The sequence below is a fragment of the Clostridium sp. C8-1-8 genome (assembly GCF_009928445.1).
Classification (GTDB): domain Bacteria; phylum Bacillota; class Clostridia; order Clostridiales; family Clostridiaceae; genus Clostridium_AR.
In genome coordinates this window covers 29,873-55,020 of the sequence record NZ_JAABNO010000019.1, presented here as the reverse complement: position 1 = coordinate 55,020, position 25,148 = coordinate 29,873, and the positions used below count along the sequence as shown (strand labels likewise).

24 protein-coding genes, 1 tRNA gene and 1 other annotated feature (1 of these 26 cut by a window edge) are annotated in these 25,148 nt (G+C 33.2%); of the genes, 2 read left to right on the top strand and 23 right to left on the bottom strand.

Features of this window, described 5'->3' with window-relative positions:
- Window positions 1-80, bottom strand: a sequence feature (ribosomal protein L10 leader region) (it extends 47 nt beyond the left edge of the window).
- 42 nt (window positions 81-122) lie between these two features.
- The 18 genes from rplA to GXK57_RS17590 form a co-directional block, all read right to left on the bottom strand.
- Window positions 123-812, bottom strand: coding sequence for a 50S ribosomal protein L1 (rplA, locus tag GXK57_RS17675; RefSeq protein ID WP_128211261.1), 690 nt, complete (start codon window positions 810-812; stop codon window positions 123-125).
- 58 nt (window positions 813-870) lie between these two features.
- Window positions 871-1,296 (bottom strand): 50S ribosomal protein L11, encoded by a 426-nt coding sequence (gene rplK, locus GXK57_RS17670; protein WP_128211260.1) that lies wholly within the window; start codon window positions 1,294-1,296, stop codon window positions 871-873.
- Window positions 1,297-1,368: 72 nt separating this feature from the next.
- Window positions 1,369-1,890 (bottom strand): transcription termination/antitermination protein NusG, encoded by a 522-nt coding sequence (nusG, locus tag GXK57_RS17665; protein WP_128211259.1) that lies wholly within the window; start codon window positions 1,888-1,890, stop codon window positions 1,369-1,371.
- Between the two features lie 39 nt (window positions 1,891-1,929).
- Entirely contained in the window at window positions 1,930-2,163 is a 234-nt protein-coding gene (gene secE / locus GXK57_RS17660; protein WP_128211258.1) for a preprotein translocase subunit SecE, read from the bottom strand.
- A 34-nt stretch (window positions 2,164-2,197) separates the two neighbouring features.
- Entirely contained in the window at window positions 2,198-2,347 is a 150-nt protein-coding gene (gene rpmG, locus GXK57_RS17655) for a 50S ribosomal protein L33 (RefSeq protein WP_128211257.1), read from the bottom strand.
- Window positions 2,348-2,511: 164 nt separating this feature from the next.
- The gene (gene tuf / locus GXK57_RS17650; protein WP_128211256.1) at window positions 2,512-3,708 is read right to left on the bottom strand and encodes an elongation factor Tu; all 1,197 of its coding nucleotides are present in this window, start codon (window positions 3,706-3,708) and stop codon (window positions 2,512-2,514) included.
- Window positions 3,709-3,769: 61 nt separating this feature from the next.
- A tRNA-Thr gene (locus tag GXK57_RS17645) sits at window positions 3,770-3,845 on the bottom strand.
- Window positions 3,846-3,942: 97 nt separating this feature from the next.
- Window positions 3,943-4,581 carry an RNA polymerase sporulation sigma factor SigH gene (sigH, locus tag GXK57_RS17640; protein WP_160678878.1) on the bottom strand — a complete coding sequence of 213 codons (639 nt, stop codon included), beginning with the start codon at window positions 4,579-4,581 and terminating at the stop codon, window positions 3,943-3,945.
- A 298-nt stretch (window positions 4,582-4,879) separates the two neighbouring features.
- Complete coding sequence (gene rlmB, locus GXK57_RS17635) at window positions 4,880-5,752, bottom strand: 23S rRNA (guanosine(2251)-2'-O)-methyltransferase RlmB (RefSeq protein ID WP_243156464.1); 873 nt, start codon at window positions 5,750-5,752, stop codon at window positions 4,880-4,882.
- Window positions 5,753-5,780: 28 nt separating this feature from the next.
- Entirely contained in the window at window positions 5,781-6,545 is a 765-nt protein-coding gene (gene thyX, locus GXK57_RS17630; protein WP_202127742.1) for an FAD-dependent thymidylate synthase, read from the bottom strand.
- Between the two features lie 376 nt (window positions 6,546-6,921).
- Window positions 6,922-7,338 carry a ribonuclease III domain-containing protein gene (locus tag GXK57_RS17625; protein WP_160678874.1) on the bottom strand — a complete coding sequence of 139 codons (417 nt, stop codon included), beginning with the start codon at window positions 7,336-7,338 and terminating at the stop codon, window positions 6,922-6,924.
- A 48-nt stretch (window positions 7,339-7,386) separates the two neighbouring features.
- Entirely contained in the window at window positions 7,387-9,195 is a 1,809-nt protein-coding gene (locus tag GXK57_RS17620; protein ID WP_160678872.1) for a penicillin-binding transpeptidase domain-containing protein, read from the bottom strand.
- 161 nt (window positions 9,196-9,356) lie between these two features.
- Entirely contained in the window at window positions 9,357-10,610 is a 1,254-nt protein-coding gene (locus GXK57_RS17615) for a glutamate-5-semialdehyde dehydrogenase (protein ID WP_279285516.1), read from the bottom strand.
- 212 nt (window positions 10,611-10,822) lie between these two features.
- Window positions 10,823-11,935: a glutamate 5-kinase gene (gene proB / locus GXK57_RS17610; protein ID WP_160678870.1), complete on the bottom strand. Its 1,113-nt coding sequence runs from the start codon at window positions 11,933-11,935 to the stop codon at window positions 10,823-10,825.
- A 392-nt stretch (window positions 11,936-12,327) separates the two neighbouring features.
- Complete coding sequence (cysS, locus tag GXK57_RS17605) at window positions 12,328-13,725, bottom strand: cysteine--tRNA ligase (RefSeq protein ID WP_160678954.1); 1,398 nt, start codon at window positions 13,723-13,725, stop codon at window positions 12,328-12,330.
- Between the two features lie 38 nt (window positions 13,726-13,763).
- Complete coding sequence (locus GXK57_RS17600; protein ID WP_160678868.1) at window positions 13,764-15,476, bottom strand: proline--tRNA ligase; 1,713 nt, start codon at window positions 15,474-15,476, stop codon at window positions 13,764-13,766.
- Window positions 15,477-15,948: 472 nt separating this feature from the next.
- Entirely contained in the window at window positions 15,949-16,632 is a 684-nt protein-coding gene (ispD, locus tag GXK57_RS17595) for a 2-C-methyl-D-erythritol 4-phosphate cytidylyltransferase (protein ID WP_160678866.1), read from the bottom strand.
- A gap of 19 nt (window positions 16,633-16,651) precedes the next feature.
- Window positions 16,652-17,761 carry a PIN/TRAM domain-containing protein gene (locus GXK57_RS17590; protein WP_160678864.1) on the bottom strand — a complete coding sequence of 370 codons (1,110 nt, stop codon included), beginning with the start codon at window positions 17,759-17,761 and terminating at the stop codon, window positions 16,652-16,654.
- 366 nt (window positions 17,762-18,127) lie between these two features.
- Between GXK57_RS17590 and GXK57_RS17585 the strand changes: the two genes are divergently transcribed.
- Window positions 18,128-18,526: a DUF1573 domain-containing protein gene (locus GXK57_RS17585; RefSeq protein WP_160678862.1), complete on the top strand. Its 399-nt coding sequence runs from the start codon at window positions 18,128-18,130 to the stop codon at window positions 18,524-18,526.
- 268 nt (window positions 18,527-18,794) lie between these two features.
- Here GXK57_RS17585 and disA read toward each other — a convergent pair whose 3' ends face one another.
- The 5 genes from disA to GXK57_RS17560 form a co-directional block, all read right to left on the bottom strand.
- Window positions 18,795-19,859: a DNA integrity scanning diadenylate cyclase DisA gene (gene disA, locus GXK57_RS17580; RefSeq protein WP_160678860.1), complete on the bottom strand. Its 1,065-nt coding sequence runs from the start codon at window positions 19,857-19,859 to the stop codon at window positions 18,795-18,797.
- 16 nt (window positions 19,860-19,875) lie between these two features.
- Window positions 19,876-21,237, bottom strand: a complete 1,362-nt coding sequence (radA, locus tag GXK57_RS17575; protein WP_160678858.1) for a DNA repair protein RadA — start codon at window positions 21,235-21,237, stop codon at window positions 19,876-19,878.
- Window positions 21,238-21,673: 436 nt separating this feature from the next.
- On the bottom strand, window positions 21,674-22,441 hold the full coding sequence (gene nagB, locus GXK57_RS17570) for a glucosamine-6-phosphate deaminase (RefSeq protein ID WP_160678856.1): 768 nt from the start codon (window positions 22,439-22,441) through the stop codon (window positions 21,674-21,676).
- Entirely contained in the window at window positions 22,438-23,160 is a 723-nt protein-coding gene (locus GXK57_RS17565) for a GntR family transcriptional regulator (protein WP_160678854.1), read from the bottom strand. The genes nagB and GXK57_RS17565 overlap by 4 nt, the downstream gene beginning before the upstream one ends.
- Window positions 23,161-23,221: 61 nt before the next feature.
- Complete coding sequence (locus GXK57_RS17560; protein ID WP_160678852.1) at window positions 23,222-24,496, bottom strand: MFS transporter; 1,275 nt, start codon at window positions 24,494-24,496, stop codon at window positions 23,222-23,224.
- Window positions 24,497-24,796: 300 nt separating this feature from the next.
- On the opposite strand from GXK57_RS17560, the gene GXK57_RS17555 reads away from it, so the two are divergent.
- Window positions 24,797-25,024 carry a glutaredoxin family protein gene (locus GXK57_RS17555; protein ID WP_128211240.1) on the top strand — a complete coding sequence of 76 codons (228 nt, stop codon included), beginning with the start codon at window positions 24,797-24,799 and terminating at the stop codon, window positions 25,022-25,024.
- The last annotated feature ends 124 nt before the right edge of the window (window positions 25,025-25,148 follow it).

Here is a 25,148-nt window from a genome sequence, read left to right as displayed (position 1 = left end):
ATACTGTATTGGAACCCTCGGTAGGTTGTTTTACGTTACGCATACGCACCTACTATCTACGGAAATATATTCTCTTTTAACAACAAAAAATATTATACTAGATTGAACCTATTAAGTCAATACTATTCTAAAACTTTTGTTGGGTTAACTTTAACTCCAGGTCCCATTGTAGCTGAAAGTGAAACAGACTTAACGTATTGTCCCTTTGCAGCTGATGGCTTAGCCTTTATAACAGCTTCCATTAATGTGTGGAAGTTATCTGCTAACTTTTCTACACCAAATGAAGCCTTTCCTATTGGACAGTGAACAATAGCAGTTTTGTCAACTCTATATTCAACCTTACCAGCTTTAATTTCAGCTATAGCCTTAGCAACATCAAATGTTACTGTACCTGACTTAGGGTTTGGCATTAATCCCTTAGGTCCTAAAACTCTACCTAATCTACCAACAACACCCATCATATCTGGAGTAGCTACTACTACATCATAATCGAACCAGTTTTCGTTTTGGATTCTTGAAACTAATTCTTCAGCTCCAACGAAATCTGCTCCTGCTGCTTCTGCTTCCTTAGCCTTATCGCCTTTAGCAAAAACTAATACTTTCACGCTTTTACCAGTTCCGTGTGGAAGAACAACTGCTCCTCTAACTTGTTGGTCAGCATGTCTTGGGTCAACCCCTAATCTTACATGAATTTCTATAGTTTCATCAAACTTAGCTTTAGCAGTTTTTATAGATAATTCTAAAGCTTCTGCTGGTGAATATAATGCGCTCTTATCAACTAATTTTGCGCTTTCTACGTACTTCTTACCCATTTATATAAGCCTCCTTCGTGGTATTAACGGTAAGTACCTCCCACCGATTTAGTGAATATTATTCTTCAACAACTACACCCATACTTCTAGCAGTACCTGCTATCATACTCATAGCAGCTTCTACTGATGCTGCGTTTAGGTCTGGCATCTTTAATTCAGCTATTTTTCTAACTTGTTCCTTTGTTATCTTACCAACTTTAGTTCTGTTTGGTACTCCTGAACCGCTTTCTAATCCTAGCTCCTTCTTTATAAGAACGGCAGCTGGAGGAGTTTTAAGAATAAAGCTGAAAGATCTATCTTGATATACAGTAATAACAACTGGTATTATAAGACCAGCTTTATCAGCTGTTTTTGCATTGAATTCCTTACAGAATCCCATAATGTTAACACCGTGTTGTCCTAATGCTGGACCAACTGGTGGTGCTGGTGTTGCCTTTCCTGCAGGAAGTTGTAATTTTATCATTCCTGTTACTTTCTTAGCCATGAGTTATTCCTCCTATACTGTGGTAATTTCGGACTTACGCCCTCCCACTTGATTAAGACGTTAGTCTGATTATTAATCTAATTTTTCTACTTGGTGGAAATCAAGTTCAGCTAGAGTTTCTCTGCCAAACATGTCAACCAAGGCCTTAACCTTGTGCTTTTCTAGATTTATTTCTTGAATTGTCGCCATAAAGTCTTTTATAGGACCAGAAATAATCCTAATCGTTTCTCCTACCTCTAAGTCGATATCCACTGGAGTTTCATTTACTCCCATAGATTCTACCTCTTCATCGGTAAGCGGAACTGGTTTTGATCCAGGTCCAACAAATCCTGTGACTCCCCTTGTATTTCTAACAACATACCAAGAGTCATCAGTCATAACCATTTTTACTAACACATATCCCGGGAACTTCTTTTTCTGAGTTACTTTTTGTTTACCATCTTTTTCTTCAATCACTTCTTCCATAGGAACTTGAACGTCCTGGAAAAATGACTGTAGGTTTCTATTTTCAATGGCTTTTTCAAGGTTAGCTTTAACCTTATTCTCATAGCCAGAATATGTGTGTACTACGTACCATCTAGCTCTTTCACTCATAATTTATCAGATGGATATAAATCCATCCAAACCTCCCTTTTATTTCTTAAGTTTGAAAATTAAATCAAAGAGGTTTTGTAATATAAAGTCTACTCCGCCTACTAGTACCATGTACACTAGAGCGAAAATTAATACTGCTATAAACGCCTTCTTTAATTCGTCTTTGGATGGCCAAGTTATTCTAGTAACTTCTGCCTTAACCTCTCTTAAAAACTTAACTAAGCCTGCTTCTTTTTTAGATTCAGGTTGCTTAACCTTCCCATTTACAGCCATAAGTTCACATCCTTAACAAAGTGTATAAAATAAATTACTTTGTCTCTCTATGAAGAGTATGCTTCTTGCAGAACTTGCAGTACTTCTTCATTTCTAATCTATCTGGGTCGTTCTTCTTGTTCTTCATTGAATTGTAGTTTCTTTGCTTACATTCTGTGCATGCTAAAGTTACTTTCACTCTCATGATCTGCACCTCCAGTCAAATAAATAATGGGCATAAAAAAATAAAACTCGTTTAAACTATGAGTTTGTTACTCAATAAACTTATCATAAATACATCATTGTGTCAAGAAACCATGACTATCTAAAGGACTAGGTTATTTAACCCAGCCCTTATTTATAGTATTATTATTTAGCAATAATGCTAGTAACAACACCTGAACCTACAGTTCTTCCACCTTCTCTTATAGCGAATCTTAATCCTTCATCCATCGCTACTTGAGTTATTAATTCAACATTCATATCAATGTGGTCTCCAGGCATAACCATTTCCATTCCTTCTGGTAACTTGATTGAACCTGTAACGTCTGTTGTTCTGAAGTAGAATTGTGGTCTGTATCCATCGAAGAATGGTGTATGTCTTCCGCCTTCTTCTTTCTTAAGTACGTATACTTGACCTACGAACTTGTCATGTGGATTTACTGATCCTGTCTTAGCTAATACTTGACCTCTTTCGATGTCTGTTCTTTGAACACCTCTTAATAGAGCTCCTATATTATCTCCTGCTTGTGCTTCATCTAGTAACTTTCTGAACATTTCTATTCCTGTTACTACTGTCTTTCTTCTTTCTTCTGAAAGACCTATTATTTCAACTTCTTCACCTACATGTAGTATTCCCTTTTCAACTCTTCCTGTTGCAACTGTTCCTCTACCTGTGATTGTGAATACATCTTCTATTGGCATTAAGAATGGCTTATCTGTTGCTCTTTCTGGTGTTGGGATATAGCTATCTACTGCATCCATTAACTCAGTTATGCATGCTGTTGCATCTGCATCTGTTGGGTTTTCTAATGCTTTTAATGCTGATCCCTTTATTACTGGAATGTCATCTCCTGGGAAGTTGTACTCGCTTAATAGTTCTCTAACTTCCATTTCAACTAATTCTAATAATTCTTCGTCATCAACCATATCTGCTTTATTTAAGAATACTACTATATAGTCAACACCAACTCTTGATGCTAGTAGTATATGTTCTCTTGTTTGTGGCATTGGGCCGTCTGCAGCTGATACTACTAGTATAGCTCCATCCATTTGTGCTGCTCCTGTTATCATGTTCTTAACATAGTCAGCATGTCCTGGACAGTCAACGTGAGCGTAATGTCTGTTTTCTGTTTGATACTCAACGTGTGCTGTGTTGATTGTGATTCCTCTTTCCTTTTCTTCTGGTGCCTTATCTATTTCGTCATACTTAAATGCTTCTGCAAATCCCTTGTTTGCTAATACTGTTGTGATTGCAGCTGTTAATGTTGTCTTACCGTGGTCTACGTGTCCTATTGTTCCGATATTTACGTGTGGCTTATTTCTTTCAAATTTAGACTTTGCCATTGTATGTTCCTCCTTTTTTAAATTGATAAACTTTGCCTAGCGTTTTGTATATTCCAAAAAATGGAGCTCACGAACGGGATCGAACCGTCGACCTCCACCTTACCAAGGTGACGCTCTACCTACTGAGCTACGTGAGCAGTTTTATATAATATATTTATAATTGTTATATAACATATACCAATTATAAAGTTTACTACCATTATTTTTTTTTGTCAATATTTTTTGTATTTTGTATTATTTAATATTTAAACATTTTTCTAATTTTCTCTTAACCCTTTGAAGAGCATTGTCTATGGACTTCGCTTGCCTATCCAAATCACAAGCAATCTCCTGGTATGATTTTCCATCCAGGTAAGACATGAGAACTTCCATTTCCAGATCTGAAAGCACCCGTCCCATCTCTTTTTCTATATGAAGCATTTCTTCTTTACTTATTATTAATTCTTCAGGATCTGTTATCTTAAGCCCAGACAGCACATCCAGTAAAGTTCTATCAGACTCTTCATCATATATGGGCTTATTAAGGGAAACATAGGTATTAAGAGGAATATGTTTCTGCCTAGTTGCAGTTTTTATTGCTGTTATTATTTGTCTAGTGACGCATATCTCAGCAAATGCTTTGAAAGAGGTAAGCTTTTCAGGATTAAAATCTCTAATAGATTTATATAATCCTATCATACCTTCTTGATATATGTCTTCCTTGTCTGCTCCTATAAGAAAATATGATTTTGCCTTTGTCTTAACAAAATTTTCGTATTTATTTATAAGATATTCCTGTGCATTAGTATTGCCATTTTTAGCTCTAATTACTACTTCCTCATCAGAAATTTCTTTAAATTCACTTAAGCTACCATCCTTACCTCTTGCCTCCACATTATCCCCCCTTAAAACGCTGATGCTACTTACATAATTATAAAACAGTCAATCTTTCTAAGTCAAGTAAATTCAACGATTCCTGAGTATTTTCTCAACTTCTTCCAGTATTTTTTCTTCCAGGCTATCTTCCAAAAGATTCTTTTACTTCAATTTATTGCTCTAAGACTTTTTCTTATATTAAGTTCTATAGATAATATTTAATTATAAAACTCAAAAAATATTTCTTTTTTAATTTACTTAGAAATATAACTTATTGCCTATTCCAAATTACAGTTACTGGGAAAAATTTCAACTTTTATTTTGAAAGCCTTGATTTTAAAATCTCGTACATCATTATCCCACCTGCAACTGAAGCATTTAAAGAGTTTATCTTTCCAACCATAGGTATCTTAACTAATTTATCGCACTTATCCTTCGTAAGTTTAGACATTCCTCTGCCTTCACTTCCAATAATTAAAGCACATGGCCCCGAGAAGTCAGTTTCATATGAATAAGAATCCCCATCTATCTCAGCACCATAGACCCATATTCCTAACTCTTTAAGTTCATCTATAACAGTGTTAATATTCGTTACCTTAGCTATCTTCATATGTTCAATAGCACCAGCAGCAGCCTTGTATACTGTGGCAGTTACTCCTACATTCCTTCTTTTAGGTATTATTATCCCATGAACACCTGAAAGCTCTGCAGTTCTTACTATTGATCCAAGGTTATGTGGATCTTCCAACTCATCCAGTATTACTATAAAAGGTTTTTCACTCTTCTCCTCAGCATATCTCAAAATATCCTCTACTTCTGAGTACTTAAATGGTGTAACTATTGCAATAACTCCTTGATGAGCCCCAGTTTCACTTATTGAGTCAAGCTTTTTTCTATCTACTTCTTTTATAACTATTTTCTTTTCTCTTGCTATAGCTATAACTTTATTAATAGACCCTTCCATATTACCGCTGGCTATCAATATTTGTTCTATAGTTCTATCTGATTTAAGCGCTTCTATTACTGCATTTCTTCCCTCAACTATATCTTCTCTAATAGGAGCATCTGCTTCTCTGCGTTCTTCTCTTACATTCTTTTTATTACTCTCAACTTTATCATTCTTTATTCCCTTTTTATAATCGCTTTTAAATTCATTTCTGTTATTACTTCTGTTCATCCTTTGAGCCATTATGTATTTCACTCCTTAACACATATTTCTATTTTTCTAAATATTTTTGCCTAACTTCAGTTATTTTACCACAAGTCATTTTTCCCTCAGGGCAAGCTCCCGACACACAATTAGGACCAGCTTTCTTAAATAATGTCGGGCAAACGCTCTTAACCTCTTGTAGCATCCTATCTGCCATTTCTCTTATCTCCCATTGGGCTCTATTGCAGCATCTGTGATGGAAAAAGTTCATCAAACTTCTAGCATTCATAGTGAATACTAATTTAGTCTCACATGCATTAGGGAATACATATCTGGCATCCTCAATAGACTTTTTCTCAGCACTCTTATCATCTATTCCATCTTTTATATACTTATCTTTTAAAATGAAAACAAGTTTCTCGTAGGCTCTTTGACTTTCTTCCATTGCATTTATATATATAATCTTTGCAGTTTCATTTTCTTCTATGCTTGGAGGTATTATGTATTCAAATTGTGATAACTTAACATACCTCTGACTTTGCTGAGAGTATGAAGCTATTCTATGTCTAACTAACTGATGACTTAAACTTCTTGAAACCCCTTCAACCGCAAAAGTAAATGATATATGTTCAATAGGAGATTCATGACCTATTGAAATAAGCATATTTAAAAACTTTTCTGTATTTTCATTATTTAGATTGTCCATTATAGAATCAATACCAACTGAACTATAACAAAGTTTTGCTGCAGATGCAATAACTTTCTCAGCATCTGGTGTATGTTGTATTAACTTAACTTTTAAACTCAAAACTTTCACTCCTCTTACGGACATAACTATAGTAGAGAAACTTCACTTAATCATATATCTTATTAGAACTTCTCTCTATTTTATATCCAATACTATTAATTTTATATTACAAACTCTCAATCTTTATCATCACTTATATAAAACAATGAACTACAATAATATATAAACACTAAATAAAATTAAAAATCCTTTATAGTTTTTCAGACAGTAAAAAAGTCGCTGAAGCGACCTTCTTTAGTGATTTTTTACTAATATACCTTTTGCTTAACGCATGTAAATAAATAATTAAAACATTAAAAATTTATATAAAGTTTTAATTATATATTTATATAAATATATAGTAATCATGCGGGTTTCAGTTAATTAACAAATACAAAATCCTACATGATTACAGTATTATTTATATATTAATTATATCTACACTTCTATTCAAAACAAAAAGCAATCTATCCTTATCACCAATTAAATACAAATATCCAACCAAAGCTTCAAAACCAGTGGCTGCTCTATACTCTATAACATCAGCATTTTTAGGTACTGTTCCAGACTTGGCATTTCTTCCTCTTTTGAAGATATATATTTCATCTTCATTAAGCTCTTCTTCCAGTACCTTCATAATTTCACTTTGTCCGTGAGCTTTCACATAATGAATTGCTTTAACATGAATCTTATGGGCCGATAATTCTTTATTACTATTTAGTATATAACTTCTGATAAAAACTTCATAAACCCCATCTCCAACAAGTGCTAGCTGAAGTGGGTTTAGTCTTCTAGCCTCTTCTTTAGTTAACTTTTTTATAAGCAAATCTTCTATCATTATTTCTCCTTTATATCATAACTTTTATATCATAACTTTTTAAAATGATTACTTCTTAGTAGGATCAAAACCTATTGCATTGAATATTTGTTGGAACAAATCACGTGCAACGGGAGCTGCAACTTCTCCCCCCATGTGTTCTGGTCCTTGTGGCTCATCAATTGTTATCAACAAACTGATTTTAGGGTCGTTATATGGAGCGCCTCCAATAAATGAAGCTATTTGCTTATCCTCATATCCTTTTTTATTAGGATTAGGTTTTTCAGCAGTTCCAGTTTTTCCTGCTACACCATATCCATCTATATATGCAAGTTTACCTGATCCCTTGGATACTGTTTCTTCTAAAAATCCGGCCATTGTATTAGCAGTCTTTTGACTAATTACTTGTCTACTATTCTTTTCTTCATAGTTAGAAACTACCTTTCTGCTTCCATTTGCATCAACTTCTGAAAGATTTTTCAAAAAATGAGGTGTAGTATATACTCCATTGTTAAATATAGTATTTATAGCTCCTATGAGTTGTACCATTGATGCAGCATCTGTCTGTCCAAATGATATTGTAGCAAGATCAATATTACTCATTTTTTCTGTAGATTTGACAATACCTGTTGTTTCTCCAGAAAAATCAATTCCTGTCTGTTTACCAAATCCAAACTTAGATATATATTCATTCATCTTTGCTTTTCCCAATCTTTTCCCTAACTCTATAAATCCAGGATTACAAGAATTCTTTAATATATCAACTAGATTTTCAGCTCCATGTCCATCATGCTTCCAGCAGTCTATCCTATGCCCATCAACAATCGCATAACCAGGATCAAAAAATTGATCATCTCTAAAGGTTTTTCCCTCTTCTAAGGCAGCAGACATTGTAACTATCTTAAATGTAGAACCTGGCTCAAAAGCATCACTTACTACTCCGTTTCTAGTTATCTGATCAAATTGCTTGCTGTCCTTAATACCCTTGTTAGGTTCGTTAGGATTGAAATCAGGCTTATTGACCATAGCAAGAATTTCCCCAGTCTTAGGATTGGTTACAATTATCCTAACACTTTTCGCCTTATTATCTGTCATTGCTTTTTCTGCTATCTTTTCGGCAACGTATTGTATTCTAGAATCTATGGTAGTAGTTAGGTCCTTACCATTTATAGGCTGTGTATATACTTGATCAGAGTAAGGAAGCATCTGAGCCTTTCTATCAACTTCAGTTATACTTATCCCTGGAACTCCAGTAAGATCCTTATTGTAATATTGCTCTAACCCGTATACTCCTTTGCCATCTAAGTCTACTCCTCCTAACACTTGAGCCAAAAAGTTATTATTTGGATAATACCTATTAGTATCATTTTCTATAAGGACAAAATTATATCTCTTAACATCTCTTAACTTTTTTATTTTATCAACCTTATCCTTTTCAACTTTTCTCGCAAGAGGTATACCTCTTAGATAAGCCCCTTCCTTGTTAGTTTGCTCTAAGAACTTTCTCACTTCATCTTTATCTTTTCCTAATATCTGAGCAAAGTTACCTGATATATCATCAAGAGTTTCTTTAACTTTTTCAGTGTCTTTGCCTCCTTTGGCAAGTGCGTACTTATGAACTTCCTCTAAATCCAAGCTTACCTTGTACACATCTCCACTGGTTGCAAGCAAATCTCCATTAGTATCCAATATACTTCCTCTCTTAGGAGCAATAGTTTGCTGATATGAGGTTTGTGACTCAGCCTTGGCTACAAGAAAACTCTTTTTAACAATCATCAAATATCCCATTCTAAAGAATAAAACAAAAAACATAATTGTAATAATTCCTATAACCACAAAAGGTCTTCTTGTGTTATCAATAGTATTTTTCTGCTTCATCATGAACCTCCCAATAACTCATAAATATATATAATCTATCATTATATTAAAAACAGCATTTTTTTATTACTACTCTATTTTAAATCATATTATAGATTTTTTATATAAAAATTTATAGAGTAGCATACGCTACTCTAATAAAATTAAAAACTTATTCAAATTTATTCCCTAATTTGTCCATCTCCATAAATCAAATATTTATAAGATGTTAGCTCTTTTAATCCCATTGGTCCTCTGGCATGAAGCTTTTGGGTTGATATTCCTATCTCAGCGCCAAACCCAAATTCTCCTCCATCGGTGAACCTTGTAGATGCATTAACATAAACCGCTGCCGCATCCACTTCCTTTAGGAACCTCTGAGAATTTGTATATTTTTCAGTTATTATTGATTCAGAATGCTTTGTACCGTATTTATATATATGCTCTAAAGCTTCATCTAGGTCACTAACAATTTTGACAGCTAAAATTAAATCAAGATACTCTGTGGACCAGTCTTCTTCAGTTGCCTGCTTACAGTTTATTAATCTCACCGTTTCTGAGCAACCTCTTAGTTCCACTTTTTTATCCTCAAGCCTCTTCTTAAGGTTAGGCAGTATACTCTCAGCAACTTTCTTGTGGATAAGAATAGTCTCTATAGCATTACACACTCCAGGTCTGTGTGTTTTTGCATTTACAATTATCTCTATAGCCTTTTGTAGATCAGCACTGTCATCCACAAATACATGGCAGTTTCCAACTCCAGTTTCAATAACTGGTACAGTAGCGTTCTCTACAACCTTCTTTATTAGACTAGCTCCACCTCTAGGTATCAACACATCTATATAAGCATTAAGCTTTAGCATTATATCGACAACTTCTCTATCTGTTATATCAATAAAATTCACTAAACCCTTAGGAAGTCCACTCTCTTCTGCAGCCTTAGCTATTATCTGAGATATTACTATATTTGAATTGATAGCTTCAGACCCTCCTCTAAGGATACAGCTGTTCCCACTCTTTATGCACAAGGCGGCAGCATCTACAGTAACGTTAGGCCTAGCCTCATATATTATACCAACCACTCCCAAAGGCACTCTTATCTTTGATATCTTAAGCTCATTATAGGTTTTAAAACCCTCTATCACTTCACCAACAGGATCTTGTAACCCTGCTACATCTTCAACAGCAGAAGCCATTGCTTCTATTCTACTCCCATCTAATAAAAGTCTATCTAATATAGCCTTTGATAATCCCTTCTTCCTTCCATTATCTACATCTTTTTGGTTTTCTTCTATTATTCGTTTTGCATTTTCTCTAATTGCTTTTGATATATTTAAAAGGGCTTTGTTCTTGTCTTCCGTGCTGACATTTGCCATAAATCTTGCTGCCTCTTTTGAAACTATCCCTTTATTTATCATATATTCTTTGTAATCCACTGTTTAAACCTCCTTATTTATAATTCTGTGTTTCCATTGCATACTATTTTATTGAAGTTATTTATAATGACACTTCACTATGTTTAATAATATTGTTGAAATTCAGTGGTTATGAAGAAGATACTGTTCGAGCGAGCTAATAGCGCAGGCTCATTTAATTATCATCTGATTGACCGCTTAATCTCAACAGGGTAATTTAACATAGTGTCTATTTAAAATAAAGCCATATTATTTACATGAATAATTTCATCATAATGCTTATAACCTAATATTTCTTCAATATGCTTTGTATCTCTTCCAATTATTGAAACTAGATCCTTAGAGTTATAGCTAACAATACCATGCCCTATCTTATTTCTATTACTACCTAGAATGCTTACTACATCTCCTTCATCAAACTTTCCTTCTACTTCTAGTATTCCTTTAGGCAGGAGACTTTTGTGATTTTTTAATGCATCTTCCGCTCCAGCATCTATAACAATATTGGCTTTTGGAGATGCTTCGTAAGCTAGCCAATGCTGCCTTCCCTTCATAGGCTTTGTTTTACCTTGAAAATAAGTTCCTATATTCTCACCATTTACTGCTCTTGTTATGCTATCATTTAAAGCACCATTACATATGATCATTGAGACCCCTGATGAACTGCATATCTTTGCAGCATGAAGCTTTGTTATCATTCCACCAGTGCCAAGCCTAGAACCAGCACCTCCAGCATAACTTTCAATTTCTTCTGTTATACACTCTACATAATCAATTATCTTTGCATCTTTATTATCTTTTGGATTGCTATCATACAAACCATCTATATCAGATAAAATTATAAGAAGATCTGCATCTACAAAAGATGCCACCATTGCTGAAAGGCTATCATTATCACCAAACTTTATTTCATCTACAACTAAAGCATCATTCTCATTCACAATAGGAATAGCACCTATATCTAGTAAAGTGAAAAAGGTATTTCTTCCGTTTAAATATCTCTTTCTATCTCCTATATCTTCTCTGGTCATAAGTATCTGACCAGTTACCTTGTTGTACTCTGAAAATAGCTTCTGGTACATATGAATTAAAGTTACCTGCCCCACTGCCGCACAAGCCTGCTTTTCTGGTATAGTCTTAGGCCTTTCCTTATATCCCAAAGCACTAGCCCCAGTTCCTATGGCACCAGAGGTAACTAATACAACCTCTAATCCTCTATTGTGCAAATCAGCAATTTGCCTAACTATATTCTCCATCTTGACCAAGTTAAGATTTCCATTATCATATGTAAGAGTAGAGGTTCCAACTTTAATTACAACTTTTTTGATATTTTCTAGACTTCTCACAATTATTCCCCCATTCCTGCATCTTTAATATAATTTAAAAGAATCTGTCTTTTAAGAACTCATATAAAACATTAACTCAAGCCATATACACATATTTATCCTAAATTATATTTGCTATAAGCTACTAAAGAATAAGAAAGTCTCTGAAGCGACCTTCTTCAGTGAGCTTTTTTGCACATCTGCCTTTCCTAATATATATGAGGAAAATCTGGCAGGCGAATAAGACTTTTTTTGTTCACCACAAACAGCTGCTATAAAGCCTTGATTTTGCTATACTTAGCCAGCATCTTTTGTATAACTAGTCTTAATAATAAAAAAACTTGTAGCAAAGAAAACCTTTTATGCTCTTCAATGCTACAAGTCTAAAACATACACTATATCAAACTAAAATACTAAAGTTTTTTCCACCTTACACCCTGAGGTGTATCTTCAAGAACTATACCTCTTTCTTTTAGTTCATCTCTAATTTTATCTGCTAATGCCCAATCTCTATTTTTTCTAGCCTGCTGTCTTTGTTCAACTAATTGCTCTATCTCATCTTCTAATGATATCTTAGTTGATTTTTGAAGCATTCCTAAAGGTCCTCCAAGCTCTCTTATAAGCTCCAAAGCCCTTGTTATAGCTTCTTTTGAAGAAATTGCTGATATATTAGTATTTATATCCTTTATCAAATCAAAGATAGAAGTTATAGCATCTGCAGTATTAAAATCGTCATCCATTCTTTCTATATACTTATCTCTATGTTTGTTTAAAGAATCTAAATAAGCTTTCTCGTCTTCATTAGCAACCTCTAACTTAACTTCATCGAGTAGATTTTCTAAATTGGCTATAGTATTATATATTCTTTCAACTGATGCTTTAGCAGATTCCAATAACTCTTCACTAAAATTAAGCTGCTGTCTGTAATGAGCTGATAACATTAAAAATCTTATTACATCGGCTTCATATGCATCCAGTATCTCTCTAGCAGTAAAGAAATTGTTTAGTGATTTAGACATCTTTACATTATTTACATTAACAAAAGCACTATGCATCCAATAGTTTGCAAATGGCTTTCCTGTAAGAGCTTCACTCTGAGCTATTTCATTTTCATGATGTGGGAATACTAGGTCTGATCCACCTGCATGTATATCTATTGTTTCCCCTAATATCTTCTTTGCCATGCAAGAGCACTCTATATGCCACCCCGGTCTGCCTAACCCCCAAGGACTTTGCCAACCTGGCTCACCAGGCTTTTGAGACTTCCAAACAGCGAAATCCATAGGATCCTGCTTTCTTTCATCTACATTAATCCTTGCTCCAGCTTGCAGATCCTCTATATTTTGACCTGATAGTCTTCCATACTCAGTGAACCTCTTAGTAGAGAAGTAAACATCTCCATCTACCTCATATGCATAACCTTTTTCAATAAGCTCACTCACAAAACTAACTATCTCTTCCATATACTCAGTTGCTCTAGGATTTACAGTGGCTCTTTCTATGTTAAGAGAATCTGCATCTTGATAATATTCTTTTATATATCTATCTCCTAACTCTTTTACTGTAGTTCCTTCTGCATTAGCTTTATTTATCATCTTATCGTCTATATCAGTGAAGTTTTGAACAAACTTGACTTCATAGCCTCTATATTCAAAATATCTTCTAATAGTATCAAACACTATAAAAGTTCTGCCATTGCCTATATGAAAAAAGTTATATACTGTAGGTCCACAAACATACATTCTAACCTTATTTTTTTCAATAGGAACGAATTCCTCTTTCTTATTATTAAGAGTATTATATATTTTAATCATCGACCTTCTCCTTTCTCTCTTATTAATCAGCTCTACTAAACATGCAAACCAGCTTCATCAAATTGTTTTTTTACTGTATTGTACACGTCATCTATATTTATTACATCTATGTCTTGAGAATTTCTAAGTTTAAACTCTACTTGGTTTTCAGTAATTTTTTTACCTACTGTAATTCTCATTGGGATTCCCATTAGATCTGCATCTTTGAACTTAACTCCAGCTCTTTCATTTCTATCATCCAATATAACATCAATACCTTTTTTTCTTAAGGCCTCATAAAGATCATTAGCTACTTTAACCTGAGCCTCATCCTTTATGTTTACAATTACTACAGATACATGATATGGTGCTACAGAAAGTGGCCATACTATTCCATTCTCATCATGGTGTTGTTCTATTATAGATGCCATTGTTCTAGTAATACCTATACCATAGCATCCCATAATAAATGGTTTCTGCTCTCCATTCTCATCTATAAACTTAGCATTCATAGAGTTAGAGTACTTTGTACCAAGTTTAAATATATGTCCTACCTCAGTACCTCTTGATATAGTTATTGGATTTCCGCAATGTGGACATTTCTCACCTTCAGTAATGTTTCTAAAATCTCCTACAGTACCTTCAAAGTCTCTTCCATAGTTTACATTTTCAATATGATATCCTGTTTCATTTGCTCCAACTATAAAGTTATACATCTTAGCAACTTCTATATCAACCAAAAGAACTTCAACGTTTATTCCTATAGGACCAGCAAACCCGATTTGTGCTTTAGTAGCCTTGAAAACAGCATCACTGTCAGCCATATCTAAATTAGTAACTCCTCCTAAAGCGTTTGCTACTTTAGTTTCATTTACTTCTCTATCTCCTCTTACCATTACTGCAACAATTCTTCCATCAGCATTGTATATAAGAGTTTTGGCAAATTTCTTTTCTGTTGTATTAAAGAATTTAACTAATTCTTCTATAGTTCTAGTATTTGGAGTCTCTATTTTCTTTAATTCCTTTAGTTCCTCATTTTCTGCTATATCTGGAGTTGGAGCTGCTTTCTCTATGTTAGCAGCATAATCACAGCTAGTGCAGAAAACAACATCGTCTTCTCCAACCTCTGATCTTACCATGAATTCTGCTGAGTTTGATCCTCCAATCGCACCAGAATCAGCCTCTACACATTTAGCGTCTAAACCACATCTATTAAATATATTTACGTAAGCCTTGTTCATCTTATTATAAGATACATCAAGTCCAGCCTCGTCTTTATCAAAGCTATAAGCATCCTTCATTATGAACTCTCTTGATCTCATAATACCGAATCTTGGTCTTCTCTCATCTCTGTATTTTGTCTGAATCTGATAAAGATTTATTGGCAATTGTTTATAAGACTTTATCTCATTTCTAGCTATATCTGTAAAAACTTCCTCATGAGTTGGTCCAAGACAAAAGTCTCTTTCATTTCTATCCTTAAGTCTGAACATCTCAGCTCCATAAGCATCCCATCTTCCTGATTCTTGCCATAATTCTGCTGGTATCATTGCTGATGCTAAAAATTCTTGAGCACCTGCGCTATCCATCTCATCTCTAACTATATTTTCTATGTTCTTAAGCACTTTAAGGCCTAATGGCATATAATTATATATCCCAGAAGCCATCTTTCTCATCATTCCAGCTCTAAGCATAAGCTTATGGCTGTCTATTTCAGCTTCTGCAGGTACTTCTCTTAATGTAGAAACTAACATATTTGACATTTTCATTTGCGTATCCTCCCTATGTCTTTAAAAAATATTTTTCATATTTATAAACCTTTACTAGGCTATATTTAGCTACCTTTTCTGAACCTATGTTAAGAATATTACAGGAGCCTTAATTTCTCCTTTTTACTCTTTCTCCAATATATACGTACTTATCTGCAACGTTGGCTTTGATATAAGCCCCAAAAAATAAAAAAAGCCCGCCCTATGCTTAGGGCGAACTTATATCGCGGTACCACCTAAATTTGTACTCAAATAATAATAACGGTATTAGACCGATAGTTTTTGCCTACAACTCAGAAGCGGGTTCAAAGCTGGTGAAAATCTTGCAGCCTAGGATTTTCTCTCTGTAAGTTAGCCCTTACTATTCTTCATCAATGCTTTGCAATATTAAATTTGCTTAATTTATTATAACTTCTAAAAAAAAGTGTGTCAATATCCCAAATCCATTGATAAAATCCATATTCAATGCTGATTATTCTTTATTTACAAAGCCTTCTGCAAGTATCAAATCCTCAGGAGTAGTTATTTTTATATTCTTATAATCACCTTCATATAAAAACACCTTATTATAAAACATCTCAAAAGCCATAGTATCATCTGTCACAGGAATATTTGCATTCCTTATCTTCTCATGACAGTCTTTTATCATTTTATATTTAAAACATTGAGGAGTTTGGACTGCAAATAATGTATTCCTATCTGGTGTTTCTATAGAAAAACCATCATTTCCTTTTATCTTTATTGTATCCTTAGGCGTAACTCCAGGTGCTGCTGCACCAAAATCTTCAGCATATTTTATTCCTTTTTCTATTATAGTGCTAGTAACGAAGGGCCTAGCTGCATCATGAATTAATACTACATCACAATCATCAATAGAATTTAATCCATTATATACAGAATCCTGTCTTTCTGCTCCAGCCTCAACAATTGTTTTTACTGGAAGATTAAACTTTTCAACTATTTGACTTTTACAATACTGGATTTCATCTTTTTGTGTAACCAAAATTATTTCATCTATTTGCTTACACTCTGCAAAAGCTTTAATAGCATAATATAATATTGGTTTTCCTCCAATATTAATATATTGCTTAGCCACATCCGTGCCCATCCTCTTACCTTTTCCACCAGCTACTATAACTGCACTAACCCTTGCCATATCTTAAACCTCTCTACTTCTAAACTACTTCTTTTTGTTTTGCGAATATCATTCTTCCTGCAGCAGTTTGTAGCACAGAAGTAACCGTTACATCAATGTTTTCTCCAATAAATTTTCTTCCGCCTTCTACTACTATCATAGTACCATCGTCTAGATATGCAATTCCCTGTCCTGATTCCTTACCATCCTTAACCACAGTTATGGTCATATCTTCTCCAGGTAAAACAACTGGCTTTATTGCATTTGCTAGTTCGTTTATGTTAAGAACTGGAACACCTTGAAACTCCGCAACCTTATTTAAATTATAATCATTAGTCACAACTTTTCCACTTAATGTCTGTGCAAGTTTTAAAAGCTTAGAATCCACTTCTTGAATATCTGGAAAATCACCTTCCCAAATTTGAACCTCTATACTTAGTTCCTTTTGAATCTTATTTAATATATCTAACCCTCTTCTTCCCCTATTTCTTTTTAAAGAGTCTGAAGAATCAGATATGTGCCTAAGTTCATCTAGAACAAAGCTTGGTATAACTAGAGGACCTTCTACAAAACCAGTTTGACATATGTCAAATATTCTTCCGTCTATTATTACTGATGTATCTAATACCTTTGGATAACCTTTAAATCCATGCTTATTCTTCTTGTCCTTACCTGAATTTCTTTTAAGTCCATCAAATAAAGCTATTATATCGTCTCTTCTTTTAACCGAAATGTCAACTCCAATTACTAAAGCAATAAGGTTCACAACTATGAACACAACCTGAGCCAATATCTCATGTATTTTATTTAGCACCCCATTTAGCGGCAACATGAATAATGAAGCTATTATAAGTGAAACTATGGCTCCTAACGCACCGAATAAAATTTCACTAGCAGTTAATTTCTGCATACTGCTTTCTATGGCATCTATAAGCTTTGATGTCCACTTGTATAGAAATGGAGAAACAATAAAAAGTATAAGTCCGAAAACAATAATAAATAAAGCGTAGAAAATTAGCGCTACTATAGGCATCTTTATAGAAGAAAAATGGTTTGATATATAATTCGTGTTTACAACCGCACCTGCTATAAAATACCCTACTACCAATCCAATTATGGTAAATGTCAATCTAAAAAGCTTTTTTACCAATAAATTCACCTCCTACTATTAAGTATTTCCATTATATTGAAATACATTCTTGAAAACAACATTTTTTTATAAAATCCTTTAAACAATTATAACATATAGTTAAGGAAAAAATCACTAATGGGGTTTTCATTAGTGATTTTTTTTATGTATTAGGCTATTTTTAATGTATACGGCAAAATTTTATAAAAACTAATAGCACAATAAAACTTTCTATAAATTACTATATAAATACCCCCTATAAAAAACAATATCTATGATTTAATATAATATCTAAGGATGAGCACATCTTACTTCATTGACAAAATAATCTGAAAATATTTATAATTAAATTAAATACAAACTAAATTATCAAGAGGAGTGATACCGATGAAGGACGTTATATTCGATGATTTTCAAAATGCTGTACAGGAATCACTACTAAGACACAAGAGCATTCTTGATATCCTCTCCAAATATCAAGAGTCTAATGCTAGAGTGAATAGAGCTGTGGCTAAAGCTGTAACTAATTGTGGTTGCGTAAAAATCTCTGCAGATAAACAATGCCTTCCTGAGGAAGACGATTCTATAGATGTCTTAGACAAATGCCTAAAAACACATCTAAATGGCGAACTATGCGAAAGTTGCAGAGAGATAATAGAACGAGAAATCGGAAATAATATTTTCTATCTTACCTCACTTTGCAATACTTTAGACTTAAACCTTTATGATATTTTAATAAAAGAATATGACAGAATAAATACTTTAGGAAAATTTACTTTTAGATAGCTATGATATTATTTATTTCCTAATTAAAACATCTTATGACTATAATTTTCTACATTTTTTTATTTTTAATACATCTTAAGATGTAATTAACTTGTAGATTCAAATACTTATTTTGATTAATATCATGTCTACATTTGAATAGGTCTTAAATGTTTGACATCATCATTCTATCGTAGTTAATAAGATAAGATACTTTATTAAAATCTCTATAGTAAACGTTAACTTAAATATTATATAAAAAGTTAGCAGGATTAATCCTGCTAACTTTTTATAGTTGCTTATTTAGAGATACTTGCTCCTTAATTCTTCTAAGTCCGTTTCTAATAGCTCTTGCTCTTGCTTCTCCTATGCCCTCAACCTGATCTAAATCATCTGTAGTCGCCTCAAGTATAGCTGTTAATTCCTTAAAGTGCTTAATAAGATTCTCTATTACACTAGCTGGAATTCTTGGAACCTTATTTAATATCCTATAACCTCTTGGAGAAATCAACGTATCAATTAGTGGCACAGATACATATCCAAGTAACTTTCCTATCATATCGAGATCTAAAAGTTCCTCTTGGCCTAATTTTTGAAGTTCTTTATATATTTCATTGTAATCCATATTAATTTTACAATAATCTCTAATAAGCAATATACCATCCTGCTCAATATTTTTTATAAGTTCATTAAGCTGCATGGAAATAAGCCTGCCTTCGTTGCCAAGCTCAACTATATATCTCTCTATTTCTCCAACGATTCTCATGACCATTTCAGTTCTTTGAATAGCCGTAACCACATCAAATAGAGTTACTAGATCTTGAAACTCAAGTAAGTTTAAGTTATTAATAACTCTATCAAGTACAGAAACATACTTTTCAAGTGTTTGAACCGCTTGGTTAGCCCTAGCTAGTATGACACTACTTTCTCTTAGTACATACTTTATTTCTCCCTTATATATTGTTATTATATTTCTTCTCTGAGAAATAGCTACCGCTATAGTTCCAGTTTGCCTTGCTACCCTTTGAGCTGTCCTATGTCTTGTTCCCGTTTCAAAAGTTTGTATTGAAGAATCAGGCACTAACTGTGCATTAGCACATATAATTTTTTTGAGATCCGAACTTATCACTATTGCACCATCCATCTTAGCAAGCTCGTAAATATAGGATGGTGAGTAGTCAGAATTTATGGTAAACCCTCCATCGACTATCTTCATTACTTCCTCACTATTATTAAGCAGTATAAGTCCACCAGTTTTAGCTCTAAGTATATTCTCAAGACCTTCTCTAAGTTGTGTACCTGGTCCAACTATTTTTAAAATATTTTTTATTTCTCTATCATTTTCTATTCTCATACTCATTCACCCGCCATCAGAAAATCTTACTTACTGCTTCTTTTAAAGTTCCAACCCCAATTACCTTTAGTCCTTGCTTATTTAGCTTATCTACATTTCTAGATGGTACTATTACATTGGTAAAACCCATTTTTTCAGCCTCATTGACAAGTCTATCACAATTGTTTATTGGCCTTATTTCTCCAGTTAGCCCCACTTCTCCAATAATCATAGTTTTTTCCAAAGCGCATGCTGTACCTTTAGAAGATGATATCAGTGCTAATGCTATTCCTACATCTGCAGTAGTGCCTTCTATTTCAAGCCCACCTACTACATTCACATATACATCACTATTATAAAAAGGTATCCTTAGCTTTTTCTCAAGTACTGCAAGTATAAGACTAAGCCTTTGATTGTCTATACCAACAGCTGTTCTTCTTGGCATAACAGCCTTCGTCTCAGTTACTAATGCCTGAATCTCCACGAGTATTGGCCTAGTGCCTTCCATAAGTCCTACAACCATTGATCCCTCTTGATTATAGCTAGTATCTTCTAGAAACATTCTAGACGGATCATATATTTGCATCAGTCCTTCTTCACTCATCTCAAAGACACCTATCTCACTGGTTGTTCCAAATCTATTCTTCATAGTTCTAAGTATTCTAAACTCTTCAGTTCTTTCACCCTCAAAAGAAAGTACTGTGTCTACCATATGCTCCAGAACTCTAGGACCTGCTAATTCTCCCTGTTTAGTTACATGAGCAACTATAAATAGAGGTATGTTATTATTTTTACCAATTCTCATTATTACATTTGAACATTCTCTAACTTGAGAAACACTTCCTGGAGCAGAAGTAACACCTTCCTTATAAACGGTTTGTATAGAGTCTATGATAACGAATATTGGTTTTATATCCTCTATATATCTCTCTATTATATCTAAACTAGTTTCTGATACTATATACAAGTTTTCCGCATCAACTCCTAGCCTATCTCCTCTTATTTTAATTTGTTCTTCCGACTCTTCACCAGAAACATAAAGAACTTTTCCATACTTTTGAGATATGTTATTTGCTGATTGAAGAAGAAGTGTCGACTTTCCTATACCAGGGTCTCCAGAAATAAGAGTAAGAGAGCCTTTTACAAGTCCTCCTCCTAATACCCTATTTAACTCAACTATCCCAGTATCATACCTTTCCTTTTCTCCAGACTTTATTTCCTTTATCGGCTTAGGTACACTATTAGTTTGTCTAATAGGTAGTGAAGTTCTTTCAGGTTTTGCTTCTTTTATTTCCTCTAACATGGAGTTCCATGAATTGCACCCAGGACAACGCCCTAACCACTTTGGCGATTCATACCCACATTGCTGACAAACATATAGAGTTCTAATTTTAGCCATCATATTCACCTACTATTTCATCATTTACACTATATATTAATATTCTTTCATTATTAGCAAAAATATAATCCCTATTTATATTAACATAGATTTAAAATTGAGTTTTAATCAATATTAAACATTATATAATATTATGATATATATGTTAAAGTATGTCATGAAAATTATTTTTTACATATATAATTTCAAATAAAACTTTTGTTCTAATCTCCTACTTTTCTGCGCAGTTATCTTTCCAAATACATATGAGGAAAATCTGCAGGCAAATAAGAATTCTTTTTACTGTTTAACCTAGATAGCTGTTCTAAGCACTTTAAATTAATAGATTAATCTAATAAAAGGCTTTATACTTTCTAGACAATAAAAAAAATCGATATTGCATCCTTAGCATTATCGATTTATTTCTACTATATTGTATCCATATTTTTGTTTAGGATTAAAATCCTGAAGGACTTTTAATGCAATCTTCTGAGTGTAATGATACAAATTTAGCCGCTGCTTCGTCAATTACGATGACCACATCTCTATGCATCTGAAGCATTGAAGCTGGAACCTCTGTAGTTATCTTCCCACTAACAAGCTCTTTTACTACTTCAGCCTTGTTTTCACCACTAGCTAAAAGAACTATCTTCTTAGCTTTCATTATTCCACCAATACCCATTGTTATAGCTTTTCTTGGTACTTCATCTATTGATTTGAAAAATCTTGAGTTAGCTTCAATTGTATCCTTTGCTAAAATTGTTTGATGTGTTCCCATATATAGATATTCAGCAGGTTCATTAAAGCCGATATGACCATTACTACCTATTCCAAGTAACTGTAGATCTATCCCACCAAGTTCAGCTATTTTTTTATCATACTCCATACATTCTAACTCTATATCATCAGCCAATCCGTTAGGAACAAAAGTTTTGCTTTTATCTATATTTATATAATTAAACAAGTTATGGTCCATGAAGTATCTATAGCTTTGTTCATGTTCACCACTTAGTCCTATATACTCATCTAAGTTTATACTTGTAACCTTGGAAAAATCAACTATTCCGTGCTTATTTAACTCTATAAGTTCTTCATATAAGCCTTTTGGAGTACCTCCAGTAGCTAGACCTAGAACTGCTTCTGGTTTACTATTTATAAAATCACTAATCTCTTTAGCTGCAACTTTACTCATTTCTTCATAGTCTTTAGTTACAATTAATTTCATCTAAACTTCCCCTCTCGTGTTGAGATATCAACTTCTAATAAGAACTTATCTGATCTGTAGATAGATTCTTCTACAAAAAGTATCTTCCCATTTTTAGTTATAGTCTTTGAATATATATTAAGTAAAGGAACGTTTTTGTCTACTTTAAAAAGTTTTTTATAATAATCGTCCATAACAACTGCTTTTATAGAGGATTGCGAATAATCTATAGTATACCCAAATCCCTCTAGTATCTCAAAAAGAGAACCTTTAAGCAAATCTTCATCTATATAGCCACAGTAGTCGCAAGGTATATAAACTATTTCATTTGCAATATTTTCTCCATCTACTATTCTCATTCTATCTATTCTATATAACTTATCAAAAGGAAATAGCTCTTGCATATCTTCTGGCGTATCCATTATTTCAAAGCCTAGAACCTCAGTGCTAAGATTTCCTCCAAGCTTTCTTATTATATTAGAAAAACTCATCATATCTTTTTGCTTGACTTTTGGCTCGCAAACAAAGGTTCCTTTTCCTTTTTCTCTTATGAGTATTCCCTCTTGAACAAGCTCACCAAGAGCCTGCCTTATTGTCATTCTACTTACACCATAGCTCTCTGAAAGTTCTCTTTCACTATCTATGCATTGTCCAACTTTCCATACTCCATTGGCTATTTTCTTTTTAATATCTTCCTTAAGCTGATAATAAACTGGTATAGGACTATTCTTATCTATCATTCCCGTTCCTCCTAATTTAATTATATTATAATTTTCTTAACCTGTCTAGACCACTATACAACTATACTATTATTTCTTTCTCTGCTTTTACTCCATAATCTAAAAATGAAAATGATTTATGAAATACCACTGTTGCAATTATATACATTATAGCAGTTATTATATAAGGAATCTCGTAGCCATGAGGCAAACTAGACATTATAATTCCCCCAAGCGCAGTACTAATTGCTCTGCTAACATTACTGAAGATATTATTTACACTTGCAAACATTGATCTTTCTTCTCCTTCAATAAGTTCCATAGTTATAGTTCCAACCACTGGCCCAGACATATTCATAAGCCCGTTTCTCATAAATAGAGCCATTGCTACTATATACAAGTTAGGCGGCAATGCTATTAACAGCAAAAATGGTATTGATACTATCTGGCATAAGTTTATGGTTTTTACTCTACCAAATTTTTTTGACATAGCTGGAGTCAATAAACCTCCAAACCCCATTGCGAATTGAGCTAATGCCATAATTAAACCTATCTGAGCTGTTGATGCATTAACCTTATACTTAAGATACACGTTAAAATAAGGCACTACAAGACCTGCTCCAAAACCTATTATGGAGTTATAAAACAATAATCTTAAAGGATATTTATCTAATGATAACCTAATTATGTGCTTAATAAAATCCTTTGTATTTTCTTTTGTATTTACTTCCTCTATGGATTTTATCTTAAGTATAAATATAGCAGAAAAAATCCCAATAACACCAGAAGCTATAATTGAATACCTTAATGAGTTAATGCCACCAATTACACCTTCTAGGGTTCTTGAAATTGAGCCGAATGCAAAGTAACCTACCATAGTAGAAAATACATTTGTGGAAAATACATAGCTAAATAACTGAAGTCTTGTCCTCTCATTACTGTTCTCCATTAAAAATGGTCCTTCAGATACCACTATAAAAGCATTTACTAAACCTTGCATTGCTGAAAGCAACAATACAATCCAATTGTTACTTGTTATTCCCTGCAATATAATAGTAATTGGTATTATAAACATAGCAATTACTAACCCCTTTTTCTTGCCAATTTTCGAAACTATAATTGCACAAGGAATAGCTCCTAAAGCTATTGTAATAGTCTTTACACTTAGTATTACTCCTAAGAACCCCTCACTCATTCCAGCTTCCTTAAGATAAATTCCTTGAAGCATACTAAAGGCACCATTGCATATATAGAAAAATACTATAGCCAAAAGATACAATAAAGAGTTTCTATTATATAATCTTTTCTCATAGGTTATCCTTCTTTTTACTTTCTTTAGCTCTTTTAATAAAATCATGGTTTCCTCCTTATATTACTCACTCTATTACTAAACCAAAAATAATTATACTACGAACACAGATTATTGTGAAAAAAAATTTATCGATTAATTATTTGAAACAAGTATATTATTTCTCTATATTCAAACCCTAATATCATCAATTCGTTTTTATGTATTAATGAATTACATTAAATGTAAGCATAAAATGAGTTGATTCATATATTATATGGATTATATTATTTTTATATTGAAGAATATACCCTCATGAGGTATAATGTATTTAGATAATAATTATTTGTTAATAAGGAGTGAAATATTATGGTAAAAGTATATACAACTAATTCATGCCCATGGTGCGTTAAGGCAAAAAGCTACTTAAAATCACAAGGAGTAGACTACGAAGAATTAAACGTACAAGAAGATTTAAGTGCTAGAGAAGAAATGGTTAATAAATCAAGACAAATGGGAGTTCCTGTTCTAGATATCAACGGTACAGTAATCGTTGGATTTGATAAACCTGCTATAGATCAAGCATTAAGTCTATAATAAAAAAGTCTCTGAAGATAATATTCTTCAGAGACTTTTTTTGCGCATCTGCATTTGCAAATGCACCTATGAAAAACTTGGCAGACTAATAATATCTGTTTACTCTAAACAGATATTATAAATC